Annotated in this window: 22 protein-coding genes; 20 read left to right on the top strand and 2 right to left on the bottom strand. The window is 40.2% G+C overall.

Features of this window, described 5'->3' with window-relative positions:
* Positions 1-108 precede the first annotated feature (108 nt).
* The 12 genes from IGI67_RS09610 to IGI67_RS09555 all read left to right on the top strand — a co-directional run bounded on the left by IGI67_RS09610 (position 109) and on the right by IGI67_RS09555 (position 11,969).
* Entirely contained in the window at positions 109-1,722 is a 1,614-nt protein-coding gene (locus tag IGI67_RS09610) for an FAD-dependent oxidoreductase (protein ID WP_429957554.1), read from the top strand.
* A 4-nt stretch (positions 1,723-1,726) separates the two neighbouring features.
* Positions 1,727-2,077, top strand: a complete 351-nt coding sequence (locus IGI67_RS09605) for a hypothetical protein (RefSeq protein ID WP_207110434.1) — start codon at positions 1,727-1,729, stop codon at positions 2,075-2,077.
* A gap of 97 nt (positions 2,078-2,174) precedes the next feature.
* Positions 2,175-2,684 carry a DinB family protein gene (locus IGI67_RS09600; RefSeq protein WP_429957553.1) on the top strand — a complete coding sequence of 170 codons (510 nt, stop codon included), beginning with the start codon at positions 2,175-2,177 and terminating at the stop codon, positions 2,682-2,684.
* Between the two features lie 508 nt (positions 2,685-3,192).
* Complete coding sequence (locus IGI67_RS09595; RefSeq protein WP_429957552.1) at positions 3,193-5,058, top strand: BglG family transcription antiterminator; 1,866 nt, start codon at positions 3,193-3,195, stop codon at positions 5,056-5,058.
* Positions 5,048-6,088, top strand: a complete 1,041-nt coding sequence (gene ypdE / locus IGI67_RS09590; RefSeq protein WP_429957551.1) for an aminopeptidase — start codon at positions 5,048-5,050, stop codon at positions 6,086-6,088. The genes IGI67_RS09595 and ypdE overlap by 11 nt, the downstream gene beginning before the upstream one ends.
* Positions 6,089-6,103: 15 nt before the next feature.
* Positions 6,104-6,409 (top strand): PTS lactose/cellobiose transporter subunit IIA, encoded by a 306-nt coding sequence (locus tag IGI67_RS09585; RefSeq protein WP_207110430.1) that lies wholly within the window; start codon positions 6,104-6,106, stop codon positions 6,407-6,409.
* 28 nt (positions 6,410-6,437) lie between these two features.
* Entirely contained in the window at positions 6,438-6,779 is a 342-nt protein-coding gene (locus IGI67_RS09580) for a PTS sugar transporter subunit IIB (RefSeq protein ID WP_207110429.1), read from the top strand.
* A gap of 24 nt (positions 6,780-6,803) precedes the next feature.
* On the top strand, positions 6,804-8,129 hold the full coding sequence (locus IGI67_RS09575; protein WP_207110428.1) for a PTS sugar transporter subunit IIC: 1,326 nt from the start codon (positions 6,804-6,806) through the stop codon (positions 8,127-8,129).
* A gap of 16 nt (positions 8,130-8,145) precedes the next feature.
* Positions 8,146-9,213 (top strand): M24 family metallopeptidase, encoded by a 1,068-nt coding sequence (locus IGI67_RS09570; RefSeq protein ID WP_429957550.1) that lies wholly within the window; start codon positions 8,146-8,148, stop codon positions 9,211-9,213.
* Positions 9,206-10,393, top strand: a complete 1,188-nt coding sequence (locus IGI67_RS09565; protein WP_429957549.1) for a MalY/PatB family protein — start codon at positions 9,206-9,208, stop codon at positions 10,391-10,393. Before IGI67_RS09570 ends, IGI67_RS09565 begins: the two co-directional genes overlap by 8 nt.
* Before the next feature lie 122 nt (positions 10,394-10,515).
* Positions 10,516-11,253, top strand: coding sequence for a tRNA pseudouridine(38-40) synthase TruA (gene truA / locus IGI67_RS09560; protein WP_429957548.1), 738 nt, complete (start codon positions 10,516-10,518; stop codon positions 11,251-11,253).
* 89 nt (positions 11,254-11,342) lie between these two features.
* Positions 11,343-11,969 (top strand): Type 1 glutamine amidotransferase-like domain-containing protein, encoded by a 627-nt coding sequence (locus tag IGI67_RS09555; protein WP_429957547.1) that lies wholly within the window; start codon positions 11,343-11,345, stop codon positions 11,967-11,969.
* 37 nt (positions 11,970-12,006) lie between these two features.
* Here IGI67_RS09555 and IGI67_RS09550 read toward each other — a convergent pair whose 3' ends face one another.
* Both IGI67_RS09550 and IGI67_RS09545 read right to left on the bottom strand, forming a co-directional pair.
* Positions 12,007-12,777, bottom strand: coding sequence for an ABC transporter permease (locus IGI67_RS09550; protein WP_207110423.1), 771 nt, complete (start codon positions 12,775-12,777; stop codon positions 12,007-12,009).
* Entirely contained in the window at positions 12,770-13,687 is a 918-nt protein-coding gene (locus IGI67_RS09545) for an ABC transporter ATP-binding protein (protein WP_429957546.1), read from the bottom strand. Before IGI67_RS09545 ends, IGI67_RS09550 begins: the two co-directional genes overlap by 8 nt.
* Before the next feature lie 334 nt (positions 13,688-14,021).
* Here IGI67_RS09545 and IGI67_RS09540 point away from each other — a divergent pair, with 334 nt between their 5' ends.
* From IGI67_RS09540 to IGI67_RS09505, 8 genes are all read left to right on the top strand, one after another.
* The gene (locus IGI67_RS09540; protein ID WP_429957545.1) at positions 14,022-15,680 is read left to right on the top strand and encodes a MutS-related protein; all 1,659 of its coding nucleotides are present in this window, start codon (positions 14,022-14,024) and stop codon (positions 15,678-15,680) included.
* Positions 15,681-16,153: 473 nt separating this feature from the next.
* Complete coding sequence (locus IGI67_RS09535) at positions 16,154-19,543, top strand: SpaA isopeptide-forming pilin-related protein (protein ID WP_429957544.1); 3,390 nt, start codon at positions 16,154-16,156, stop codon at positions 19,541-19,543.
* Positions 19,540-21,111 carry a SpaA isopeptide-forming pilin-related protein gene (locus IGI67_RS09530; RefSeq protein WP_429957543.1) on the top strand — a complete coding sequence of 524 codons (1,572 nt, stop codon included), beginning with the start codon at positions 19,540-19,542 and terminating at the stop codon, positions 21,109-21,111. Before IGI67_RS09535 ends, IGI67_RS09530 begins: the two co-directional genes overlap by 4 nt.
* 112 nt (positions 21,112-21,223) lie before the next feature.
* On the top strand, positions 21,224-22,933 hold the full coding sequence (locus IGI67_RS09525; RefSeq protein ID WP_429957542.1) for a SpaH/EbpB family LPXTG-anchored major pilin: 1,710 nt from the start codon (positions 21,224-21,226) through the stop codon (positions 22,931-22,933).
* A gap of 83 nt (positions 22,934-23,016) precedes the next feature.
* The gene (locus IGI67_RS09520) at positions 23,017-24,105 is read left to right on the top strand and encodes a class C sortase (RefSeq protein ID WP_429957541.1); all 1,089 of its coding nucleotides are present in this window, start codon (positions 23,017-23,019) and stop codon (positions 24,103-24,105) included.
* A 54-nt stretch (positions 24,106-24,159) separates the two neighbouring features.
* Entirely contained in the window at positions 24,160-24,615 is a 456-nt protein-coding gene (locus IGI67_RS09515; protein WP_429957540.1) for a LytTR family DNA-binding domain-containing protein, read from the top strand.
* A 2-nt stretch (positions 24,616-24,617) separates the two neighbouring features.
* Complete coding sequence (locus tag IGI67_RS09510; protein WP_429957539.1) at positions 24,618-25,031, top strand: hypothetical protein; 414 nt, start codon at positions 24,618-24,620, stop codon at positions 25,029-25,031.
* Between the two features lie 46 nt (positions 25,032-25,077).
* A complete protein-coding gene (locus tag IGI67_RS09505; protein WP_429957538.1) occupies positions 25,078-25,788 on the top strand; it encodes a winged helix-turn-helix domain-containing protein in 711 nt (236 codons plus the stop codon).
* The last annotated feature ends 196 nt before the right edge of the window (positions 25,789-25,984 follow it).

Below are 25,984 nucleotides of genomic sequence, written 5' to 3'. Positions count from 1 at the left end.
CTAATTTTAGTGTCTAAAAATTGGGCGTATTGCATATAAGATGGACCTAATAAAATGAGACACGCGTTGAAAATAGGCTTGAACTCAATATAAAAAGGGGAGCTTACCATGAAAATTGTTGTTATCGGCGGAGTAGCAGGCGGTCCTTCATTTGCCACGCGGTTGCGTCGCTTGGATGAAGAGCACGAGATCGTGATTTATGAACGTGGAGAGAATATTTCCTACGCTAGCTGTGCGCTGCCGTATTATTTAGGCGGGGTGATTGAAGACTTAGATTCTTTGATCGAACGGACACCGGAAATTTTGAAGGTGAAAAACAATATCGATGTCTTTACGACACACGAGGTACAGGCGATTGATCCAGATAAAAAGCAGCTAGTCGTCAAAGATATAAAGACTGACGAAGAAACAACGACTGATTATGATAAATTAGTTATTTCCGCAGGGGCGCGGCCGACTTTGCCGCCGATCAAGGGAGCGGAACAGGCAGAGAATGGATTTGTATTGCGGAGTGTAACAGATGCTGCTGAGATCAAAACATTTATCGATGAACAGGCGCCTAGAAAGGTATTGGTTTTAGGCGCCGGAGTGATGGGACTGGAATTGGCTGAAAACTTTAAGCATCGTGGAATGGAGGTGACACTTGTTGATCAGCTGCCGCAAGTAGCTTTTCCATATGATGAGGAAATTGCCGATTTGATCTATGATAAGTTGATCGAAAATGGGCTGCATATTCATTTGAATAGTCACGTGGCAGAAATTCGCCAAGCGGGTAAAGAAGTACTTTTATCTGATGGCAAGACTCTTGAGCCAGACATGATTATTTTTGCGACAGGAGTGGCGCCAAATAATGAAGTGGCAAAAACAGCAGGGATTGAATTGTCTGAAGACGGACAAATCGTCGTCAATGATCAATTAGAAACAAATGTATCGGATATTTATGCGATTGGCGATATTATCAAGACAACGAGTGTGGTTACAGGATTAGCCACATCGAGCATGCTATCGAGTGCGGCTAATCGTCAAGGTCATATGTTGGCGGATATGATTAATGGTACGCCAATGCGCTATCGCGGCTATATAGGTGCGGGTGTAGCGAAAATTTTTGATTACACCGCAAGCTATGCCGGTATGACTGAACACGCATTGAAGGCTGCTGGCATTACGAATTATAAGTCAGTATTTGTGACACCATTTGATCACGCGAATTTCTACCCAGGAGCAACGCGATTAAATCTTAAAATTATTTTCGATGCAGCAACTGGGAAAATTTTAGGCGGTCAAGCGGTTGGAGAAAAAGGCGTGGACAAACGTATGGGGGAATTATCGGTCGCGATTACTGGAAATCTAACTGTTTTTGATTTGCCAGATTTGGAGCTGCCATACTCGCCGCCGTATTCAACGACACGCGATCCATTGAATATTGCTGGATATGTAGCAATCAACCAAATGACCAATGTTGTAGAAACAATCAAGGCAGCGGATATTCCGGCAGAAGATCTTAAAAATGCCTTCTTTTTAGATATTCGTGAACCCAATAAAGCAACGTCTGGCAGCATCGAAGCGACCAAGAATATTCCGATGAATGAGCTGCGTGATCGAATCGGTGAAATTCCGAGCGATCGTAAAGTTTATATTACCTTTAGAAAAGGTCTGAATACCTATACCTCGGCTCGTATTTTGGCTGGTTTAGGGATTCCAGCGATTTTGATAGAGGAGTAACGTGATGAATGAGTTTAAACAAGTATTTAACCATGCGCAGCAATTTTTGATTTTACAAGCGTATATTGATTCTCAACTTTCAGAAGAAGAGTTGATGAATTTTACATTGTTAGAAACTGTTGATGGAATTCCTGTAGTTTTTTATTCGGCGGGAGCGCTGGTGATTCAACCAAACATTGATTTGGATCAGTTCACCCATAGCTTCTTACCAAAGAATAAAATTAAGCTGCAACGCGACCTAAATGATTTGGTGGTTCCTTTTTCTGAACAAAAATTACATTTTCACTTCGACCAGATAGACGAAGCCGAACAAGTGGTGAATGATTTCGTTTACTTATATTCGGCTCCTGAATAGTTGCACTTGAAAAATCACCGTAGTAAAGTGAAGGAAGAAATGAAGTTCGTTTTTTTGAAAAAAGGAGTACAACAATAAGAATTGGAGGGCTCACAAGATGGAGAATACACAATTTGCAATGGAAATGCTGGATCGTGCGCAAGAACGATTTGAGGATACCTTTGCTCAGATGACGACAGAAGAAGCGAATGAGATGCCGGCGCCTTTGATCAAATCGGTGATTTGGCTGATGTGGCATACAGCGCGTGAATTAGACATGCAAATCTCTGATTTAAATGGAACGGAATATTTATGGACAAGTGCTGGATGGTCAGAAAAATTTGCCTTAGATTTACCAGATGATACAGAAGATTATCGGCATACACCAGAAGAAGCAGCGAAAGTTATTGTAACGGATCGTCAATTGGTGCGTGATTACTTGTCTGCCAGTGTTGAATTTACGAAGCAGTATCTAGACAAACTCGATGAGGGCAGCCTTGCTGAGGTGATTGATACGAACTGGGATCCGCCAGTCACACGTCAAGTACGGATTATTTCGGCTATTGATGATGCCGTGATGCATTCGGGTCAAGCTGTCTATACTAGACGATTGGTACTAGGAAAATAGTTTTTGGATGAGCAGTTCTTTCGTAATGAGAGGACTGCTTTTTTAGGAAGTTTTTTGCTAATGTATAAAGGAAATGAGAAAGATCGACCATCTATTGTGATGGTTGATCTTTTTTCGGCATTGTTTTCAAAGAGAAAAAATAAACGTATTCTATTTGCTTACTGCTTTTGCGGATTTGTAATCTATTAAACTTATCATTTTTATTGTGATAGTAAATGAGGGTTGATACAATTCTTAAAGCATCCACCGTGTCGCGGCACTAGTGATTAAAAAGCTTATTTTTTAAACAGATACGTTTTGCACTGTTAGGTGGAAAAAGTTCAACTTTTCTAATTGAAAGGGGTTTCTTATACTGTGTATGTAAATGATTGCGCTTGCAAAGACGCTAATTTAATTTCTTTGTCTATGGATAAGCAAGCAGAGAAAATTTTTTTGCGATTGCTGGACATCGTGAGGATAGACAATTTGTTAATAAAGAGTCTTCATTAAGAAGAAAGGAGCGGTGTGGATGAGAGAGGTACAAATACTGACAGCGTTAAGGGCAAATGACTACTTAAAAATCGATCAGTTAGCCAAAAAGATTGGTGTTTCATCCAGAACAATCCGTAATGATCTGCAAGGACTATCAGAATTACAACAAGGCTTTGTGATTGAAAGATCTGCTAAGCTGGGCTATCGGCTGATTGTTTCAGATGAGGAAAAATTTTCTTCGTATTTGAGAGGTTTTACTGAGACAGTGATTGAAATGCAAAAGGATCGTCTTGAGTCCTTATTGAGTTTATTGTTGATTGATGAAAATTATCAGACAGTCAAACAATTGAGTGAGGAGCTGTCAGTCAGCGGGAGCCAGATTAAAAAGGATCTTTCCAAGCTTGAGCTATATCTTAAGGGCAGTTCTTTGAGTTTGGAACGGAAAGCTCATTATGGTATTCGTATTATCAGCGAATTGAAGAACCGGCTGTTATTGCTTTTAGATCGCTATCAGCGAGGCAATGCGAAATTACTGGAAAAGCTGGAAGCAGCAATCCTTCTTGAACAACAGCAGCAGCTGAAAGATAGTCTCTATCATTTGATCGGCAAGCATAATTGGGAGATCGATTACGTGGAATTTCGAAGGCTGGAAGAGGAGCTGTATTTACTATTATTGATCAATAGAAGGACTGTGCAGGATGACATTCCTAAGTCCTTTTTAACGGAAGTTCTTTTGGAAACAAGCTTGTCGGTTCCTGTTCAAAAGGAGGTTCATGAGTACTTTGAAGCTAGTCTGCTAGCCAAAACGAAGAAGCTCGAAATCCTGAGCAACAAGCAATTACTGAAGAAGGAGATCAGCAGCTTTTTCCAACAAATGGACCAGCAGCAAAATACTCATTTTTCTACCGATCAAGAATTCATTGATCTCGTCTATCTACATGTCGCGGCATTGATCGAGCGTTCACGCAAGGAAGTGAACTTCAGTAACCCTTACTTAGAGGTTATCAGTAAGGACTATCCTATGATTTTTAATTTCGCAGTGCTTTTTTCAAAATGGCTGGAGGAAAAATTTGAGCTGAAAATCGCTTCTGATGAAATTGGTTATCTGGCGACTCACATGACAGTCCCCTATCACAAATGGCAGCAGAAATTGATTGAAAATATCTATCGGATCGCAGTAGTTTGTTCGTCTGGTGGTGGGATGGCTTACCTGGTAGAAATGAAATTGAAGCGAATTTTTCCGCGAGCGAAGATTCAAACGTTTTCAATGTTTGAAATGGAGAACGTTCAAGCCTATTATCCCGATTTGATCTTTTCGATTATTGAATTAACGATCGAGGTCGATTGTCCAATCATCTTAATGAGTGAGATTCAAAGTGAGCTTGATTATCTAGAGGTGAGTGAAAATCTTAACCTATTAAAGAATGAAGAAAATTTTTCAGTTGAACGAGCGTTTTTTGAATTATTTTCCGAGTTGTTGTTTCGGATTGATAACTATCGAGACTATCCTGATATTTTGATGGATTTAGCTGATCAGGTAGAGGAGCAAGTTGGTTTTGCAGGCTACAAGGAATCTTTGATGGAACGAGAAAACTATTTATCGACGATTTATCAGAATGGGATTGCTATCCCTCATCCATTGGTTATGTCGGGCAAAGAAAATCGAGTCGCGGTTTGCTTATTGCCTGAAGGAGCAGGTAAGACTGAACGAACAGCAAAGATTATTTTTATGGTTTCACTAAAGGCGGAGCAACTAGAGATTCATCAAATCATCTCGAAAGAGTTAAGCAAGTTGATGAATCATCCAGCAGCAATCAATGCATTAGTCGAAAGTAAAGATTATCACGAATTTTACTATACATTAAAACGAGTTTTAGGAAGAAGGAATTTGAGTGAACATTGATTTTTTGAAAAAACTTTCCAACGCTGACGGAATAGCCAGTAATGAAAGGGAGGTCCGCCAAACGATTTTAACCGAGCTGGGAGAACTGCCCTACAAAAAAAGAACAGATGGACTTGGCAGCCTGATTTTTACCAAAAAGGGAAAAAGTCCCAAAAGTATTATGATCTGCGGACATATGGATGAAGTTGGTTTTATGGTTCGAAGCATTAGTGATTTAGGCCTAATTCATTTAATGGTCGTAGGCGGAGTGAAGCCGCTGGCTCAGCATCTGCAAAAAATTCGGATCACGACCTTTGATGGAAGAAAAATAAACGGCATCGTCAACGGCGACTATCGTGAGGGCAAGACAGACAACCTTTACTGCGATATTGGGGCAACGAGTGCGGAGGAAGTGGCTGCTTTGGGTATTGAGGTTGGTAATATGGGATGCTATGCCACTGAGTTCGAAGAATTTGCTGTTAAGGATATCTATGCTGGAAAAGCATTTGACGACCGGTTAGCTTGCTTTGTAATGGGCGAGTTGATGAAAAGATTAGCCGCGGAGGAATTGCCATTAACCATCCATTTTGCTAATACCAGCAGCGAAGAAGTGGGCATCCGAGGGGCGAAGACAGCTGTACAAATGATGAATCCAGATGTCGTTTTTGTTATTGATGTGGCAACCTTCAGTACTGAATTTGTCCGTGATCACACCAATCAGCGCCAAATCGGCAAGGGTCCGATCCTGACACATTTTGACCGAACGTTGGCTCCAAATCTAGAAATGGTTCATTACGTTAAGGAAACTGCAAAAAAAGGAAATATTCCGTTGCAGCTGGATATGTTTAATTCCGGCGGTACCGATGGCGGCGAAGCGCATAAAGTAAATGAAGGAAAACCGACTGTTGTGACGATTTTACCAGTCCGCTATGGTCATTGTGCTTATTCGATCGTAAATAAACAAGATGTTCAACAAATGATTGATCTGTATGAAGGCTTAATCAAAGATTTCACGGAAGCAACGTATCACCGCGTGGCGGATTTCATTTAAAGGGGATAGAACAACATGACAAAAGAAGAACAAGAAATCGTCCAATTGATCTCAATCGCTGGCGAAAGCAAAGCCAAAGCTTTCGAAGCATTAAAATGTGTCAAAACCAAAGATTTCGATAGAGCAAAAGGACTAATTGCAGAGTCACGCGATTTAGATTTAGAAGCTCATAATATTCAGACGGAATTGATTAGTCGTGAACTGAATGAGGAGATAGAATCATCAAATGTTGGCTTACTGATGGTCCATGCACAGGATCATTACATGACTAGTCAATTAGCGCGCGATTTGATCGAAACATTAATCTCAGTCTTACAATAATAAAAATAGAGAAAAGGGGAAATGAGTTATGAAAATTTTACTATGCTGTGCTGGAGGATTCTCTACAAATATGCTGATGCAAAATATGCGCAAGGTAGTGCAACAAAGCGCAAAATTAAAGGATGAGGACTTTGATTTTACTGCGATACCAGCTGATTCAATTGAAAGTCAAATCGATGGCTGGGATATCGTCTTAGTTGGACCGCAAATCACTCACAAAATCGACTTCATCAAATCCATTCTGGAGCCGCGAGATATTCCTTATGCAGTGATTGATAAAGATGTGTATGGACAAATGGATGGCGCAACTGTAATGAAACTGGCTTTAGTCACTCATAAAAAACATCAGCTAGCTAAGCAAACAGTATAAACCAAATAGAAGAGGAGAAATATTATGTTCGCAAAATTTGAGGCTTTTATGAACCGTTTCTTCGTCCCATTAGCTCACAAGGTCGATAACCAACGACATTTGAGTGCTATCAAAGCTGGGATGGTTGCTATGACCCCCTTCACTATTTTAGGAAGCTTCTTTGCTATCTTGCCTGCATTGCCAAATATGCTGGGAGAATCCAACGCATTTAGTAAATTTATTTTGAGCAATGCAGAGCTGTTTAACTTGCCAGTGACATTGTCGACTGGCTTGATCGGACTTTATGCTTGTGCCGCAATTTCTTACAATTTAGGAAATCATTACAAACTATACATTCCAGGTGCAGTGACCTTATCACTTTTCGGTTTTTTGTTTATGACGGCGACGTTTGATGAAAATGGCCTGTTAGATATTACTAACTTTGGTGCGAAAGGACTTTTTACTGCAATGTTTGTGGCCTTGATCACTGTGGAATTGTATCAATTTTGTAAAAAGCGCAATCTGACCATTCGAATGCCGGAAGGGGTACCGGATTTTGTCTCAAAATCATTTGAACTTATTCCAGTAACATTGATTGTTGGCGGTACCTTTATTCTTGGCCGCTTTGCTTTGATGCAAACATCTGGTGAATTACCGCCAACGATCCTGACTCGTTTCTTATCCCCATTGGTTGGTTCGATGGACAATCCGTGGTCTGTATTGGCTTTGAATTTCTGTATATGCTTGATTTTCTTCTTTGGAATTCATTCGTCTGTTTTCAGTCCGATTACTCGTCCGATCATGGTTGCTTTTATTGCCGAAAATATTTCTGCTTTTCAAGCGGGGCAGCCCATTCCGCATTTCTATACTGCTGGAGCATCTAGCGCATTCTTTGGATTCACAGGATGCGGCATTTCGATTGGTTGTATTGTGGCCTGTCTGGTTTCAAAATCAAAACGCTACCGTCAAATCGGGAAAGTGTCCTTGTTCCCTGCTTTGTTTGGGATTAATGAGCCCATCTTGTTTGGGGCACCGATCATTTTGAATCCATTGATGTTTATCCCACATGTATTCGGCGGAGCGATCATTGGTACGTTGCCGATGTTCTTCATGCATTGGGGATTGATCAATAAACCGATCTTTGATCCGCCATATGTGGGAGTTTTCTTAGAAGGATTTTTGACGAATGGAGACTGGCGGACAATCTTAGTCAATGCTCTGCAATTAGTCCTTGCAGTCGCAATCTATGTTCCCTTCTTTAAGGTGATGGAACGAAACGAGTTGAAAGATGAAGCGAAGAAAAAAGAACAGAAAAATATCTTTGACCAAGGGGATACGGATATTTTGGATGGCTTAGATCTGGACTTCTAGAATTGGAGTGTAGCAGATGAGGATTAAGAAATTGCAGCAGCTGTTAAAAGAATCAGGCAAGGATGCAATCATCATCAAAAATCGCGAGAACAAGAAATATTTTGGTTCATTAGGAGGCAGTGGCATCTATTTAGTTGTCACTCCTTCTTCACAAGTACAGTTTTTTGATGGACGTTATCGGCAAGAAATAAAAGATTTAACAGAAGGTTTTGAAAATTTTGAAGTTCCGCAAGGCAGTTATTTGCCAAAAATGTTCAGTTGGCTGAATCAGCAAAACATTAAAAATCTGGCGATCGAACCAAACGGTTTGTCTATCCAAGAATATTGCCAGTTTTCGGAAGGCTATAAAGTAGAGATTTGGTCAAGCCAAATTCAAGAACTACGCGCAATCAAATCGGCTGAAGAAATTCAATTGATTAGAAATGCTTGTCTAATGACAGATGAAATTTTTGCAGAGTTATTACCAGAAATAAAGGTTGGCATGTGTGAGAATGAGCTGGGAGCTTTAATCCATTATCTTTCATTGAAAAAGGGTGCAGCTGCGATGGCTTTTGATCCCATCGTTGCCAGTGGACCTCGCAGTGCGCTGCCCCATGGTCGACCGACACGACGTGCTTTTGAAACGGGCGATTTTATTACGATCGATTTTGGAATCGTCTTAGATGATTATCAATCAGATATGACTCGGACCATTACGTTAGGTGAACCTAGCCAAGAATTGAAAACCATCTATCAGGTCGTAAAAGAAGCACAGCAAGCGGCCGCTGATTTTATTCGCGCAGGTGTAACCGGACAAGAAGTCGATGCAGTTGCTCGAAAAATCATTACCGAAGCTGGTTATGGTGAATACTTTAGTCACGGCCTAGGCCACGGTATCGGTATGGGCGGCGATGTGCCGATCTTGAATCCGAAGAGTCAAATGATCTTAAAAGAAAACATGGTGATGAGTGTAGAACCAGGAATTTATTTGCCGGGACTTGGCGGTGTTCGCATTGAGGATGATGTCGTGATCCAAAACGGTATTGGTGTTGCACTGAATCAAACCACGAAAGATTTGGTGAGCATAGGTGAGTGCTATGTATAATTTGGATAAGATCATTGATCGTAAGCAAGGAAACGCGCGAAAATGGAGCAATCAGGTATTGAAAGAGAAATTCGGGCTAGATGAAGACGCGATACCTATGGACTTAGCTGATATTGATTTCGAAGTCGCTCCAGCGATCCAAGCAGCTTTGATAAAGCGAGCAAGCATTGGGGATTATAGCTATTCTTATGTACCTGATGAATTCTATGACGCCGTGATTGATTGGAATCAGCGACGGTATGACACTTATATCGAAAAAGAATGGATCAAGCTGACCTTTGGGACGGTTTCGACGTTGCATTATATCGTACAGGCCTTTACAGAAAAGGGCCAAGGAGTTTTGATTAACACACCTGCTTATGATCCGTTTGCTGAAGCGGTTGTAAATAATGAGCGGGAATTGTTTTGCAGCTCGTTGATCAATCGCGGCAATCGCTATTATCTTGATTTTGACGATATGGAGCAGCAGATGAGCGAAAATGACATTAAGCTGTTTATTTTTTGCAGTCCGCAAAATCCTTCTGGACGTATTTGGACGAAGGAGGAGCTTTTCCAATTAGCAGATTTGTGTATTCGGCATAATGTGCTGCTAGTTTGCGATGAGATTCATCGGGATATCGTCTATAAAGGACAAAAATTTACGTCGATTTGGAATGCGCATCCAGAAATCTCGCAGCACAGTGTTTTGTGTCTCTCGCCGAATAAAGGATTTAATTTAGGGGGATTGAAGACTTCGTACGTTGTAATGCCGAACCAGATGATTCGAGAAACTTTGTTGGAACAGCTAAAAAGAAATTCGATTACCTCTCCGCATGTCTTCGCAGTGCCTGCGATCGTGGCAGCTTATAATGAGAGTGAAGCATGGTTGGATGAAATGATCGATTATGTGGAAGGAAATATGCAGCTGATTTATGATTTCTTCTCAGAAATTCCTGAAGCGAAGGTGATGCCAGCCGAATCCTCCTTCTTAGCTTGGATTGATGTACGAGAATGGTTCAAGAACGAAGCAGAGATGACCGAATTTTTCCATCGCGCGAACTTAACAATGGTGGTTGGAAGTTACTTTGTTCAGGACGGTGAAGGGTTTGTTCGATTGAGTATCGGGATGCCGCGGGATTTATTGCTGGAGGCATTGAATCGTATTAAGAGAGAATATATGAATATGATGGAATACGTTTAAATTAAATGAAAGCTGGCGCATTTTATCCAATGTTCCAGCTCTCTTTTTGCCCTCTCTACTAGAGCATCTCAGCGTTCTGTGGTACATTGATTCAGTGTGCAGTGAATGAGGAGGAAAATTGAATGAGAAATATCAAATTAACGATCGAATACGATGGAAAAAGGTATCTCGGCTGGCAACGGTTAGGGGATTCGGATAAAACGATCCAAGGGAAAATCGAAAGTGTCATCAACCAAATGACAGGTGAAAAAATCGAGATCATTGGCTCTGGTCGGACGGATGCGGGCGCGCATGCTAAAGGACAGGTGGCGAATTTCAAAACGAATTCAGAAATGGCTCGTGGAGAAATGCTGTCGTTTTTCAATCGTTACCTACCAGGAGATATCGTGGTGAAAAAGGTGGAGGAAATGCCGGAACGATTTCATGCTCGCTACAATGTAAAGGGCAAGCAATACAGCTATTATGTCTGGAATGATCCGATTCCGACAGCTTTTGAACGGTATCATAGTTTTAATGTGCCGGAAAAATTAGATGTAGCGAAGATGCAGGCGGCCTGTGATAAATTGCTGGGTACCCATGATTTTATCGGTTTTTCTGCTTTGAAAAAGACCAAGAAATCAACGACTCGGACGATTGATAAGATTTCAATTGAACAAGAGGGAAGTATGCTGCGTTTTATTTTTGTGGGTAATGGCTTCTTGCATAAGATGGTGCGGATCTTGATGGGGACGATTTTAGCGATCGGTTCTGGAAAACTGCCGTTATCCGTAATTGATGAGGTACTGGAAAATAAAGTTCGGGCGGACGCGGGGGAGACGGCTCCGGCACAAGGTCTGTTCTTGGATGAAGTTTATTATTAATCGAAAGCTGGTTTTGGATATGTTATCCAAGATCAGTTTTTTTCATGCTCCTAGATGGCTTATAATAATAACTGAAGGGTGGGATCGTCATGAAGAAACTGTTTTTAGCTTCGATGTTCCAAAATGTTTCGCATTTATTGAAATCTGTGGAAGAGGTTAAAGGAAAAACGGTCACCTTTATTCCGATAGCCAGCAAGGTGGAGAAGCTGGGCTTTTTTGTAAAAATCGGCAAGTGGGCTTTGCGCTTCAATGGTATGAAGGTGGAAGAGCTGGACATTCGTACGGCCTCTCATGAACAAATCAAAGCTACGTTAGCCAAAAATGACATGATCTACATAGCCGGTGGAAATACCTTCTATCTTTTACAAGAATTGCGCAGATCAGGAGCGGATCAGCTGATTATTAAAGAGGTTGAAAGGGGCAAGCTTTATATTGGTGAATCAGCAGGAGCAATCGTGGCTTGTCCGGATATTGGCTATTCGACGGTGATGGACGATCCTACGAAAGCACCTGAATTAACGGATTACAAAGGTTTAGGCTTGGTTGATTTTAATGTCGTCCCTCATTATCAGAGTCGCGAGTTTAAGGAAGCGTCGGAAACGATGGTTCGAGAAAATGAAAAGGACAAGGAGTTAGCGATAATCAACGATCGGCAGGCGCTTTGGATTAAGAATGATGATGTAGAAATACTGGAAAATAGCAATAAAAAGAGCTGATTTAGCGTGAAATTTCCGCTAAATCAGCTCTTCTTTGCTAACTCCTCAATCCGCGTCCGCGATCAATCAAATACCAGCAAACGCTGTAAAGGACTACGATGAATAATACTAAGATAGACATTGATACGACGATCGATACATCCATGACACCAAGGAAGCCGTAACGAAAACCGGAGATCATGTAAACGATCGGATTGATTTTTGAGACAGCCTGCCAAAATGGCGGCAACATTGAAATGGCGTAAAAAACACCGCCAAGGTAAGTTAATGGCTGCAGGACAAATGTTGGTACGATGGAAACGTCGTCAAAGGATTGTGCAAAAATACCATTCAATAAACCTGCTAACGAGAACAGAATAGCAGTCATCAGTAAGGTAATGACAACGATCGCCCATGAGTACACATGAAGCGGAACGAAAAATAGCGAAATAACAGTAACTAGTGAGCCCACTAAGACGCTTCGACCAACCCCGCCAGTCACAAAGCCCCAGATGATAATATGAGTGGGTACCGGTGCGACTAGAATTTCTTCGATGTTCTTCTGGAATTTCTGCGAGAAGAAAGAGGATGAAACGTTAGCGTAGGAACTGGTAATGGCCGACATCATGATTAATCCAGGAACGATAAATTCCATGTAAGAAAAACCAGCCATGTCCCCGATACGTCCACCAATTAGATTTCCAAAAATGACAAAGTATAAGGATGTGGTAATAACCGGCGGTACCAAAGTCTGTACCCAGATCCTTAGATAGCGATTTGTTTCTTTGACTGCCAAGCTTTTTAGGGCAGTGAAATATAGATTAGACATGATTTTCCTCCGTGATTTTTAGGAATAGTTCTTCTAGGCGGTTGGATTTATTCCGCATAGAAAGTACTTTGATCCCTTGGTTCGTTAGTTGTTCGAATAATTCATTGATCCCTTGATCGCGCACGACCTCTACTTCTAAGGTTTGACTGTCTTCAAAAGTATACTTGAAGCCGTTGATCGTAGGCTTTTTGTCATAAGGAGCCAGGTCAAAAATAAACGTTTCGAACTGTAGTTTTGCCAGCAGTGATTTCATGCTGGTATTTTCAATCAATTCTCCAGATTGAATAATCCCTATATTACGACAGAGCATCTCAGCTTCCTCTAAATAGTGAGTTGTCAAAATAATCGTCGTGCCATTTGCATTAAGCTCTCTTAAGAAGGTCCACATTTCTCGGCGTAGCTCAATATCCACACCAGCTGTTGGTTCATCTAGAATCAGCAATTTAGGCTCGTGCATCAGTGCACGGGCAATCATCAAGCGGCGTTTCATCCCGCCAGAAAGCATTCGAGCACGGACATCACGCTTCTCCCACAGATCTGATTGCTTCAAATATTTTTCACTGCGGACTAGTGCTTCTTTCCGCGGGACTCCATAGTAGCCTGCTTGATTAACGACAATCTGCTGAACTGTTTCAAACGGATTGAAGTTGAACTCCTGAGGCACTAAACCGATTTGTTGTTTTGCCATCACTAGCTCTTTGTCCAAATCATAGCCGAAAACTTTGACGTTGCCGGATGTTTTGTTGACTAGTGAAGTGATGATCCCAATCGTCGTGGATTTTCCAGCACCGTTTGGTCCTAATAGGGCATAAAAATCGCCTTCTTCTACGGTTAAGTCGATTCCCTTCAAGGCCTCCACACCAGTGGCATATACTTTTTTCAAATTCTTTATTTCAAGTGCATTGGTCATTATGATTTAGTTCTCCTTATTTTGTTTAAAGTAGTAATTTTTTAATTGAAAATAATTACTCGATTTTCCCTATTTGCCTTCCTAGTTTAGTCCGATTCTTTATTCTATCATTCATTTTGATGATCACAAACCCGAAAAGCTCAATTAAATTCTGAAATCATTTAACAAAAAAGCAGCAGTCGTTTTTTTGGGAGGGTTACGTTAATAGAGGAGTATTTCAATTACTTAAAATCAATTGAATATTTTCTATTTATCCTTATTAATAAGAAAAAGAGCATTCGTGATTACTGAGTTAGATGGTAAAATGAGACAAAAAGAATGTGAGGGTCATTTTTTGGGAGATATCGGGGTTTATGGAGTCATTTTAGGGGTTCTGGGTCTCTTTTTTCTGCTGTATGTTTATTTTTTGACTCGTTGGAAGCAAAAAGTCCAAGCGCAGATTAGAGCGGAATATGGGAAAGTTCCGGAGTGGAAGTTAGATGAACGAGATTATACTAGTATGAAAAAGTTTTACCATTACAGGAAAAACAATGAACAAATGATTGATGATATTACTTGGGCAGATTTAACTATGGACGAGTTGTTTAAGCGGATAAAAAATACACAGTCGAGTATTGGAGATGAATACAGCTATTACTTTTTTAGAAAACAAAAGAATCCGGATTTGAGTCATTTTGAAGAAGCTGTTCAAAATATCAGTACGGATAGCCAAGCGCGTGAACGGCTGCAGTTTGCCTTTTATCGAATTGGACGAAGGACGAATAATCAGTTGATTGATCTGTTGATAGAACCAAGTAATTTTCCTCAAGTATCCATGCTGCCGGTTATTTTAGTGACGATACTGAGTATTGGGAGTTTGATTGGGCTGACTATTGATAGTGCTTATGGTATTTTAGCGGTCTGCCTCAGCTTTTGTTTGGGGATTGTTCTATTTTCTATCGTGTTGCGAAAAATTTATCAAGCCTTTGAAGCTTTAGGGATGTTTACACGAATGATTCGGGCGGCAAAGTTAATGGTAAGCCTAGAACTCCCTGGATTCAAAAAAGAAACAGAGCAGCTTCGTGAAAACCTTAAAGTCTTTAAAAATATTACAGCTTTGGCAGATTATCTCGTTCAAGTATCTCGTTCATCAAACAGTTTGATGCTGATTGTTACTGCATACTTTTCTTTATACGCCTATGCCTACAATGCGATGGTCAAGTTGTTTAAAAAGTATCGTACTGAAGCGTTGGAGCTATATGAAACGATTGGCTATATCGAACTTTGTATTTCGATCGCATCGTATCGAGAGAGCTTGTCCGATTATTGTCATCCGACGTTTCGTAATAAGAAGAAGGTGGAATTTGAGGAGATCGTTCATCCGTTACTGAAAGAACCTGTGGCTAATACACATAGTATTGGCAATAAGCTTTTGATTACTGGTTCAAACGCGAGTGGAAAATCCACTTTTGCTCGAACCTTGGCAGTCAATGCGATTCTTGGCCAGCTTTTTAACACCTGCTTGGCAAAAAGCTATACCTTCAAGCCGTGTCATGTTTATAGCTCGATGAATCTTAAAGATGATATCGTCACGGGAGCCAGCTTTTACATGGCTGAAATAAAGTCACTGAAACGTCTCTTGAAAATCGCTGAATCGAAGGAGTATGCCATGATTTTTATGGATGAGATGTTCAAGGGAACCAACATGGTGGAACGTATTGCTGCTGCATCGACCATCTTAAATGAATTTTCCGGTTTGGATTGTTTTATTTGTTTAGCAACACACGATGTAGAGCTGAGTCGAATTTTAAGCGAACGCTACGAAAACTATCATTTTCGCGAAGTGATTACAAACGAGTATATCTCGTTTGATTATACCTTGCGTGAGGGGGTAACTACTGGCAGCAATGCTATAAAATTGTTAGCCTATTGCCAATATGATCCGAAAATCGTCTCACAAGCTGAGGATTATGCTGAAAAATATCGAATGACCGGAGAATGGACAAAACTATAATTGAGCGTAAAGCCGTATCCAATTTTATTGGATGCGGTTTTTTATATGTCGGGATCATTTATTTCCAATTGTTTAGTTTTATTATTTTCGTGACAAGTGTATAAATTATTTTACTATTCATCAAAATAATTAGAATTCTATGTAAATGAAAATGTTTTTGTATTAATGATAAATAAATTAAGAATTAAATATTAATTTTAATTAAAAAAGAAAAATTTTAGTACTTAATTTTAACCTCTTATTCTGTTGTGATGCATCTTGTTCCAAAAATATTGTCACATAAAAATAGTAGAAATATAATAAAAATGATTTCAAAATGATTTTTTTACGTTTATTTCCATAAGCTGAAGATTGAGTGTTCTTATGAATGATCAAAATTATTTAATTCGCTTTGAAATAAATGCATCAGAGATGAAGCGGAGGGGATAGCCAATTAAAAGGAAGAAAAAAGTCACAAGTGAAAGGAGGGTATTATGAGCAAATTCAAAAAGCATTGGTGGTCGATTCTTTCGATCTTGCTGATGGTCTTGTCTAGTTTTCCGCTTCAAACAATCGCTGAAAATTTGCAAACTGCAGAAAGCGGCAGTGTAAAAAATTTCCAGCTGACTGATATTGAAGGAGGAGCGCTTGCCCAAGAAGTTGTGCCCGATGCGTCAATCGTTTCACACTTTGATTTGACAATTGCAGAAAACAAGAAAGAGACGTTTGATCTTCCCAAAGAAATCACAACGAATGACCAAAAACTTTATCACAATAAAGAAATCAACGTTTCAATTGAGAACAATCAATTGAAGATTGTTAACGACAGTGATCAGCAGGCATCGATTGAAGAAGTGAATTTTGAATTTAAACTAGCTGATCATGTACGTTCACTATCACAAGTAACATTGAACTTTTTTAATGAACACGAGTTCCATCTGAACTTGAAGCAAGAAGAAACTGGTAAAAAAAGTGCTGCTAAAAAGAAGAATTCTGAAAGCAGTCAGAAAGTAAACACATTAGGCGGTGGAATCGCACCACTTGCAGCTACTGACAAAACCAGTGCAATCAATGATATGAAGTTAAACAATATTTATATCAAAAGAAGCGGCGATCAGGTTGTTTACATTGTAAAGGACGGAGTAAAACAAGAGCCGCAACCGACAATAAAGGTTGGCGATGGTGTCTACTTCGACTATACATTTACAGTTCCGTCATCTGCTAATTTAAAGGATGGCGATTATATCTACATTGCGTTACCAGAAGAATACTTCAATTTTTCTACTGTTAGTAACAGTGTGCCGTTCTACGAAAACTCTGGTGAAAAGATCGGTGACATGACATTAGAAACGAAAGAAGGTAAAAAATACTTAAAGATCACCTTCAATGATGCGGTAGAAAAAGGCTGGAACGGCTTAGATGATTGTTTTGCGACAGCTTATGGAACAGCGAGTAAAGAAAGTAGCGGTGGTTCAACAGGGAATACCGAAACAGGTAGTTATCCAATTGAAATTGATCCCAAGCCATCTGAATCTTTTCCAGGAAACCCGATTGGTGATCAAAAGCCAATTACCAAAAATGGTGGGGCCACTAATAACAGTAACAGGGTCTATTGGAACATTCCGATTATGATGGATAATTACAAAAAGGCTTTCGAGGATGACAGTCCTGAGCTGTATAAAAAGGTCGTCTTAAAAGATCAGCTGGATCCAACATTGACATTAGAAGAATATTCCATGTATATGAACATTTATGCAGCAGATGAGAATGGAAAAATGACTTCGGACAACCTTGGCTCGTTCCAGTTGTTAAGTGCGACCAATACAAATACTAGTCAGCCTTTAGAGAAGCTCACACAAGGCGGCTCAGAATCAGATGCAGACTTTGAGAGTCGGATCGAAAGCCATACTTATCCTTGTTATGGGGTTACCTCTGACAATTTGCTAGTGATGAATTTTAAAGACTTGCCCAATCTAACGAATGACAGAAGTAATGGGCTGCTGCTATTTGGAAATGCGGCCAAAAGTACCAAAGAGCGAATATGGGAGTTGATTGATGCTGCTGTAACGAGTGGGAAGATGACGGCTTCCCGAGGCGAGAAGACGAAAGAAGCGTATGAAAAATATTTCAGCGTTGACAGTGATCAAACCCATGATAATTATCCCTTTGCACTCGTAACAAGAATTACCTGTTCAACAACTTTAGGTGAAGGTTCGGTCATTGAAAATAAAGCGACGGTTTATTGGGAAACCAATACGGCTGGTGAAGAAAGTGACGCAAGTAAAGTTACTGTCAGCAACTGGGGCGGTGGTGCAACCCGCGTACCACCAACCACATTTCGCTTGAAGAAGATGGACAAGGACACCCAAGTGATTCTAAAGGACGTTGAGTTCGAATTAAGAAAAGAAGATTCCCCCGGTTCAAATACCTATGTCACAATCACAGGCGGAAAAAAGAAAACCGATAGTAATGGAGTCTTGCTCTACGAGGGTTTAACTGATGGAAATTATTGTTTGGTCGAACTGAATAATCCCGATCCGCGGTATACGGATAAGTTGGATATCATTCCACCAGATGGAAAAAATGAACCTGGAAAGTATTACTTTACGATCAATAAAAATGCGGAAGAAGGCGTGGCTGTCAGTGCCTATAACCAATTAGCTAAAGGAAAAATCACTTTAGTTAAGGAGGATGCAGATACTGGTGAAAAATTAGACGGCGCCAAATTCACGCTGCGTAAGAAAAATGGCGACGAGTTTATCACACCGCAGTTTTTATTGGAATCAGGCAAGAATTACCTTTATCAATACAACAGTACAACCAAAGTATATGAGCTAAAAGAAGATACTGGAACACCCGGTCAAAAAGGGAAAATCATCGTTGACGGGTTGCCAATCGGAGAGTATTACTTTCAGGAAGAAACTCCGCCAGATGGTTATACTTACGACGATAATGGGAAATCTGGTCTAGCGGAAATTACCGCTGATGGTGATACGGTCAGTGTAACGAGGGAAAACCGGCAAAAGGTCGGAAGCCTAAAACTGACGAAGAAAAATACGGACGGCGAGAAATTAGACGGCGCTGAATTCGAATTGTACCTAGTCAATCCAGATACCACCGAGACAAAGATGGGGACCAAATTTGAGACAGGTAAGGATTATGTCTACAAGTACAATACGACAAGTAAAAAATACGAATTTGTTGAAAGTACCGGAACTAAAGGAGAAATCACCATCACAGGATTGCCTTTAGGAAAGTACTATATGAAAGAAACAAAAGCACCTGACGGCTATAAGATTGTTGGCGACGGCAAAACGGCGATCAAGGATATCACTGATGATGGTGTCACTATCACCTATGACATAACCAATGAACGAGCTGAGGGCGGTGTGACGCTGGAGAAAAAAGATGCGACGAACGATAAGAATTTAAAAGGCGCAAAATTTAAAGTAGCTACCGACAAGGCTGGAACTACTTGGGTCGCACCGGAAGAGTTGGAGGTCGGCGATGGTACCGCAGCTAAAGGAACCTATAAAGCAGTGAAGACGGGCTCAGTCTGGAACTTCCAGCTGGAAAACGTCGTAACACCTGTCGGGGAATTAGTGATAACCGGCATGCCGGAAGGCGACTATTATTTTGTTGAAACCCAAGCACCAACGGGGTATGTACAGCTATCGACAACAATAAAATTCACGATCACTGGCGGACAGTTGGCAACTGCGAATGTAGTGACGGTGGAAAACCAACCAAAAGGTACCTTGCCTGAAACCGGTGGCAACGGTCATACCTTGATGATCAGTCTAGCGGCCATTTCATTTGCGATCGTCATCAGCTATTTTGCCAATGAGCGATTCAAGCAAAAAAAGGCAGGTGATGGACGATGAAATTGAAACACGTTCTTTCTCTGCTTTTGATCTGCATGGCCGGGCTTGTATGGACACATCCGACTGATGTGGTAGGAGCAGAAACACAAGTCCATCTCCATAAACGTCTATTTGTAAATCAAGAAGTACCTAGTCAGATCAATCAAGGCGGAGCATTAGGTAATGCGGATCTGTTAAAAGATTCGTATGGAGTCAATGGTTCAACCTTTGCAATTTTCGAAGTTGGAGAGCACCTTCGCCAGCATGTGATGACAGATAAGAGTCTGTCCTTCGATCAAGCAAAAGAGTACATTGCTGATGAAGTCAATCTGTTACGCAATGAACTGGAAATATTGGCAACGCCTACTCATACGGATCTCGCTGCTATTCAGGCCCGTTATCCGAAAGTCCATTTTGTTCAAACCAAAGAGACAGCCAGAGGAAGCTATACTGACAGCAGCGGGAACACAGTGACTGAAGATGGTTTGTTATCGGTCACATTGTCGACTGATAAGCAGCAAGTCTACCTCATTGTTGAGTTAGACAGCGGCGACAGTTTGCCTGTCGATCATGCCGGACTATCTAGTTATCTGGTCCTAGACAGTGGTTTGTTTGCTTCAGGAACAACACATGTTTACACCAAAAACAGAGCGTATATTCGTGAACCATACTTTGTCAAAATGGCGAAGGAAACGGATGGAACAACGAAGCCGTTAGCTGGCGCCAGCTTCGTATTATCGAAGAATGAGAATGGTGAAAAATTCTATTTGAGAACGACTGCAGGTTCTGTCAGCGATTGGCTTTCTGAAAAGGAAATCAAGAATTCACCGTTGAAGGATGAGCGAGTGAAAAAAATACTTTCTGACCAAGAGGGGATCGTTAGACCCAATCTAGGGCTGAAAAGCGGCAGCTATCTTTTTGAGGAAGTTGCGACGATTGACGGCTATGAGATTTCTGAACAGGCCCGCCGAATTTCGGTTGAAATCCCTAAAGATCCGCAGCAGCCGATTTTGATCAATGGAACCGAGGTTGGAGCACTATCAGAAAAGGATAAACTACCGATCGTTTACAACCAGCGTGTTGTTGGCAGGAAAAGCTTCCAAAAGGTTGATGAAAAATCTGGGGATGTGCTGAAGGATGCCAGCTTTGTTGTTGTGAACAAAGAGATGCATTATTTAACGAAACAAAAGAAATGGGTTACAGCCGAATATGGCAATAAGCATACCGATGAGCTGTTGCTTTTGACTTCCAATGATCAAGGTGTCTTTGAGCTAGAGGGAATGCCGTATGGCAGCTACTCCTTATTAGAAACAAAAGCACCAGAGGGGTACTTTTTACCAGAAAATCATTTTATTGATTTTGAGATCAATGAAGTCAGCAGTGGAACCAAAGAACCGTTGAAGATCGTTAATAAAAAAGGCGAGAACAAGGAATTGCCATCTACTGGCACGAGCAATGTGATTTCTTACAATCTGCCTAATCGACGGTTGCCGCAAACAGGGATGACGCAATCAGTTTATCTGTTGGCGATTGGTTTTATCTGTGTTCTTTTCTCAGTAATCGTTATAAGAAAAAGGAAGCGAGCCTAGCTAAACCATAAATACAGGAAGCTGTTAATGGAATGCTGTACGGCTTGGGAATTGGATTTGTTTTTTTGAAGAAAAAATAAATATATTAAAATGAAAAAAAGGAGTATCAGGCATGAAAATTAAAAGAAAAATTTGGGGTTTATTGGGTGTTCTTATCTTCATGGCCAGCAGTTTTGCCGGATTAGGCAATGGTCTTATCGCAGAAGCGGCACCCACAGACGTAGATGTAAATATCTATAAAGGGGCATATGATACAGTGCCCGCAGATCGCCAAAATACTGGTGAAAAAGACGAGACTTGGCATACTGCTCAAGGCGGACGTCCATTAAAAGATGTAGGATTTACAGTTTATGATGCAACGAAAACATTCTATGATTTAGCGAAAGCTAACCCAACTTGGGATGTCAACAAGTTGCGTGACGAAATTGCAACTGCTGGTGCGGCTGGTTTGACTGCTGTCGGTACTGAAAAAACTACCGATGCCTCTGGTCATGTGAAATTTACATTGCCAGACAAGGTCACGGTGAACTCTGTTGAAAAAGATGCGGTTTATCTTTTTGTAGAAACGTCAGCACCAAGCAATGTTACAGCAAAAGCTGACAACATGGTCGTGATTTTCCCAGTCTATAAAATGAATACGGATGGCACACCTACAAATACAGCTTTAACTGAACTTTTCTTGTATCCAAAAAATGCTCAAACAGATGATATTAGCGTAGTGAAGGAAAAAGAAGAGAAAGATGATTTTACTGTCGGTGAGCCGATTGAATACAAAATCACTTTTGAAATACCAGTAGGGATCGACGGGCTAGCAAATAATGATCCATTAAATCCAGTCTATCGTTATACACAATTTTTCCTACGTGATGAAGCACAAACGAACTTGCATTATTTAGATAACCAAGGTTTACATGTGGTTGAGAGCGACGGCGTTACTTTGACACCAATCAACGATGTTGATTTCTCAGTCGTAGAGGAGCCAGGTGGCACGCCAATCAAAACTGGCTACGACAATATCTTCCATGTATTCTTCAACACTGATAATAGCTTAACGAAACAAACACCAGATGTGGTAAAACTTGGAAAATATGCTGGTAAGAAATTAGTCTTCAAATATCGTATGTATTTAGATGAAAATACGACACCAGATGAATGGATTGATAACCAAGCAACGCTGCAATATGAAAATAATCCGTCAGATGGCTTACAAACATTACCATGGACTGGCGATGACGTAATCACTTATGGGCGTCGTTTTAAAAAAGTTGATCAGGACAACGACACTTCTTTAGATGGTGCAGAATTCATCGTGAAACGTAAAAATAATGGCGTGACTGAGTACATGATCGCTCAAGCAACGACATCGTCTCCTTCTCGCTGGTCAACAAACAAGGCTGATGCACTTGTATTGACTTCTGCAGGTGGCGGATTGTTCACTGTTGAAGGCCTTGAAGGAACAGTTAGTCATGACGCTGCTGGTACTGCTTTGCCACTAGAAACAAAACCTGGAAGTTCATCAATTGGTGATCCGTCACATCCAGCGACTGTTGGCAAACCATTAGTTCAATATTGGTTAGAGGAAACAAAAACACCAAATGATAATTATGTAGCATTAACCTCAGATATTCCTTTCACTGTTGACTATGGCACTTACACATCAACGATCCTAGTTGACGCTGAAACTAAAGTAGAAAACAAACGCAAAGGTACTTTACCAGGCACAGGAGGAAATGGTATCTACGCGATTATCGCAATCGGCGCTGTAGCAGTGCTTGCGGTAGGTGCATACTTCTTACGCAACAAAGAAACAGTTGAAGAATAAAGCAAACAGCTGATCTATCAAAGACCGGGATATCAATTCATTGCGATTTGAGTCTCGGTTTTTGCAATTAAGGGAGTGGCTCAATGAAAAAATGGCAGAGAAAAATCATCATCGATGTCCTTATGATGCTGGTTTTAATATTTGGGATTGGAGCCATCGCGTATCCTTTTATCGGAAATACCGTCATGTCCTATATTGATCAACAAATTATCGAAAAGGCACAGGAAAAGGCCAATCGAGAAGATCAGGAACATTTAGCAGCGTCTCAAAAGAGAATGTTGGAAAAAAATGCGAAATTGGCTTTAGAAGGAATCAATGCAGGCGGCGATCCTTTTTCTGGAAAAGAAGAGGAAAAGGATTTTTCTAAAAATCCTGATTATTTATCGGATCATACGCTTGGTACGATCTCGATTCCTAAGATCGATGTTCGTTTACCGATTTTCGATCGAACTAGTGAGTTTTTTCTCGAACGCGGCGCTTCTTTGCTGGAAGGAACGTCCTATCCAATCGGAGGAAAAAATACTCATTCCGTGATTTCTGCCCATCGTGGACTGTCGAATGCGAAATTTTTTACCGATTTGCCTAAGCTAAAAAAGAAGGATTTTTTCTATATTGAGATCGGCGGAAATAGATTTGCTTATAAAGTGATGAAGGTTCAAGTAGTCAAGCCGGAGGAAACCGAGCAATTACGAATCGAAGAAGGCAAAGATCTAGTGACATTACTTACATGTACGCCTTATATGGTCAATTCTCATCGCTTATTAGTAACTGGTGAACGAACGAAAGTGCCGGATAAAGCTGGGCAGGAGTTAACCGCTTTAAAGAAAAAACAAAAATGGCTGCTGTTTGTAGTCATTGCTTTAGGACTTCTTCTACTCGCAGGAATCATTTATCTGTTCTGGCGGCGAATCAAAAAGCAGATTATCAGTCATCGCAGTTACAACATTTTAATGCACGGGAAGCAGCAGGATGAATATAAACTATATTATAAAAAAAGTAATAAACCTGTACTTATAAAAAAGAAGCCGATTGTATTGCGGCCGGATGAGGATTTAAAGCTGGTTAGATATGATGTAAGAGGAGGAAACTATGTATTGAAAGGAGAAAATGATCAGTATTTTCTATGGATAGACAAAATCAATCAAGCGAATTTTTCATATAAAAATAAATAACATTAATAATTAAAAGCATATTATTTATTTTTTATGTATAATATTCTGGGAAGGTTGGGAGGTTTTTCTATCAAAATCAAAGTGGATATTATTGACCAGGGAGAGGAAGAACTTGTCCTAAAGGTAAAGTCATTAGATGATGATTTGCTGCGATTAATTAATTCTCTACAAGCGAAAAATGCTTTTTTATGGGTAAATAAGGACGAACAGCTGCATAAAATAAAATTAAAGGATGTCTATTATTTTGAAGCTGTAGAGAAGAAGGTCTTTTTATATACTAAAGATGAGGTCTTTGAGATCAAAGAGAAACTCTATCAGTTAGAAGAAAAATATAAAGATACACAGTATATTCGAGTCTCCAAATCAGTTATTCTTAATATTGAGAAGATTGAATTAATCAGTCCTACCTTTAATGGACGGCTGATAGTGAAGTTGAAGAATGATGAAAAGATCTCTATTTCAAGAAATTATGTTAGAAATCTGAAGAATCAATTGGGGATGGAGGAGTGAGTATGAATAAATGGGTTGTTATTCGGGAATTGACTATCATCTTTACGTTCATATTTACCTTGAGTATTATGTTTGCACTCTTCACCGGCGCAGAACTAACGAATGAAAATGTACTATCCGTTCTGATCTTTTCATTAGTATTAGGCGTCGGATGCGGCATCTTCTATATTGATCCTTTAGTGGATTTGCTAGGAATTTTTTGGATCCAAGCAACTTATCTTGGCATTATCTTTTCAGCCTTTATCTTTTGTAATCAGTTTTTTGCCTGGAATACTCCTTTAGTACTTATGAAGTGGGTCTTTGTCACCATGGTCGTCGGCTTTTTTATTGGAAAAGCTATTTTATTCAGTGTCAGTGTAAAAATGACAGAACAAATGAATAAACAGTTAAAGAAAAAATTTCAAAAGAAAGATTAGAAATAAATGTTTTTCGACAAACTTACGCCAAAGAAGAGGTGGAGAAATGATATCTATATTACTTTTAACAAAAAATATTTTAGTGGAGAAGGAGCTTCAAAAAAAGCTTCAGCGTTTAAATTATGAAGTTTTCTGCTGCTCCAATATGCTTTATTTAATGACCCAGCAGACTAGAAAACTGCCGTTGATCAACTATTTTGATTATGTCATTCTTAGCGAAACGATCTCTGAAAATGAGATGCAGCAAATCTTGGCAGTATTGCCAGAGTCAAAAACTATTTTACGCAAGCTTGAAAAGGAACCCGAAAAACAAATAGAAGGCATTGATGGTTGGATCAGTGAAACAGCGACTGTCGAAGAACTTCGAGAAACCCTTTGCCGCTGGGAAAAACGTCCAGTATCACAGGAAGCGATTCTTTCACTGGTTGGGAATCGAATCGGCGAAGAATCAGCTATCCAAACTACTGGAACACTCTCTTTATCAAAACTAGAACGACGAGCATTGGAAAAGCTTTATCAAGCAAACGGCAAAGTCATTTCGCGAGAAGCTCTCTGTGACTATCTTTGGAAGGACGGTGCAACGAAATCTCGTTTAGCACAGCTTTCGATCCTTATTAAGAAATTACGGATCGCTTTCCAAAAAGACGGAATAGCAGGAGAAACGGTTCAAACTTCTTGGGGCGAGGGTTATTTACTTACCAATACCGCCTTAGAATATTACGAACAGGAACGTGAACAAGAACGGCTGCTTTCGTAAACTTGCTTTCTCCCAAAAAAAATTATCATCAAACGAGAATGACTGTAAGCGTCATATACCTTGGTATATGACGCTTACTTTTTTACATGAATGAAATAGTGAATAAGTGGTGAAAATAATAGAATAATAAGCGTTATATGAGTAATAAGAGACATATATTAAAAAAAACTCGATGATATACTTAAAACATGATGTT

The sequence above is a fragment of the Enterococcus sp. AZ196 genome (assembly GCF_050498845.1).
GTDB lineage: Bacteria > Bacillota > Bacilli > Lactobacillales > Enterococcaceae > Enterococcus_A > Enterococcus_A murrayae.
Note: the sequence above shows the minus strand (reverse complement) of the source record. Positions and strands in the feature narration are given on the sequence as shown.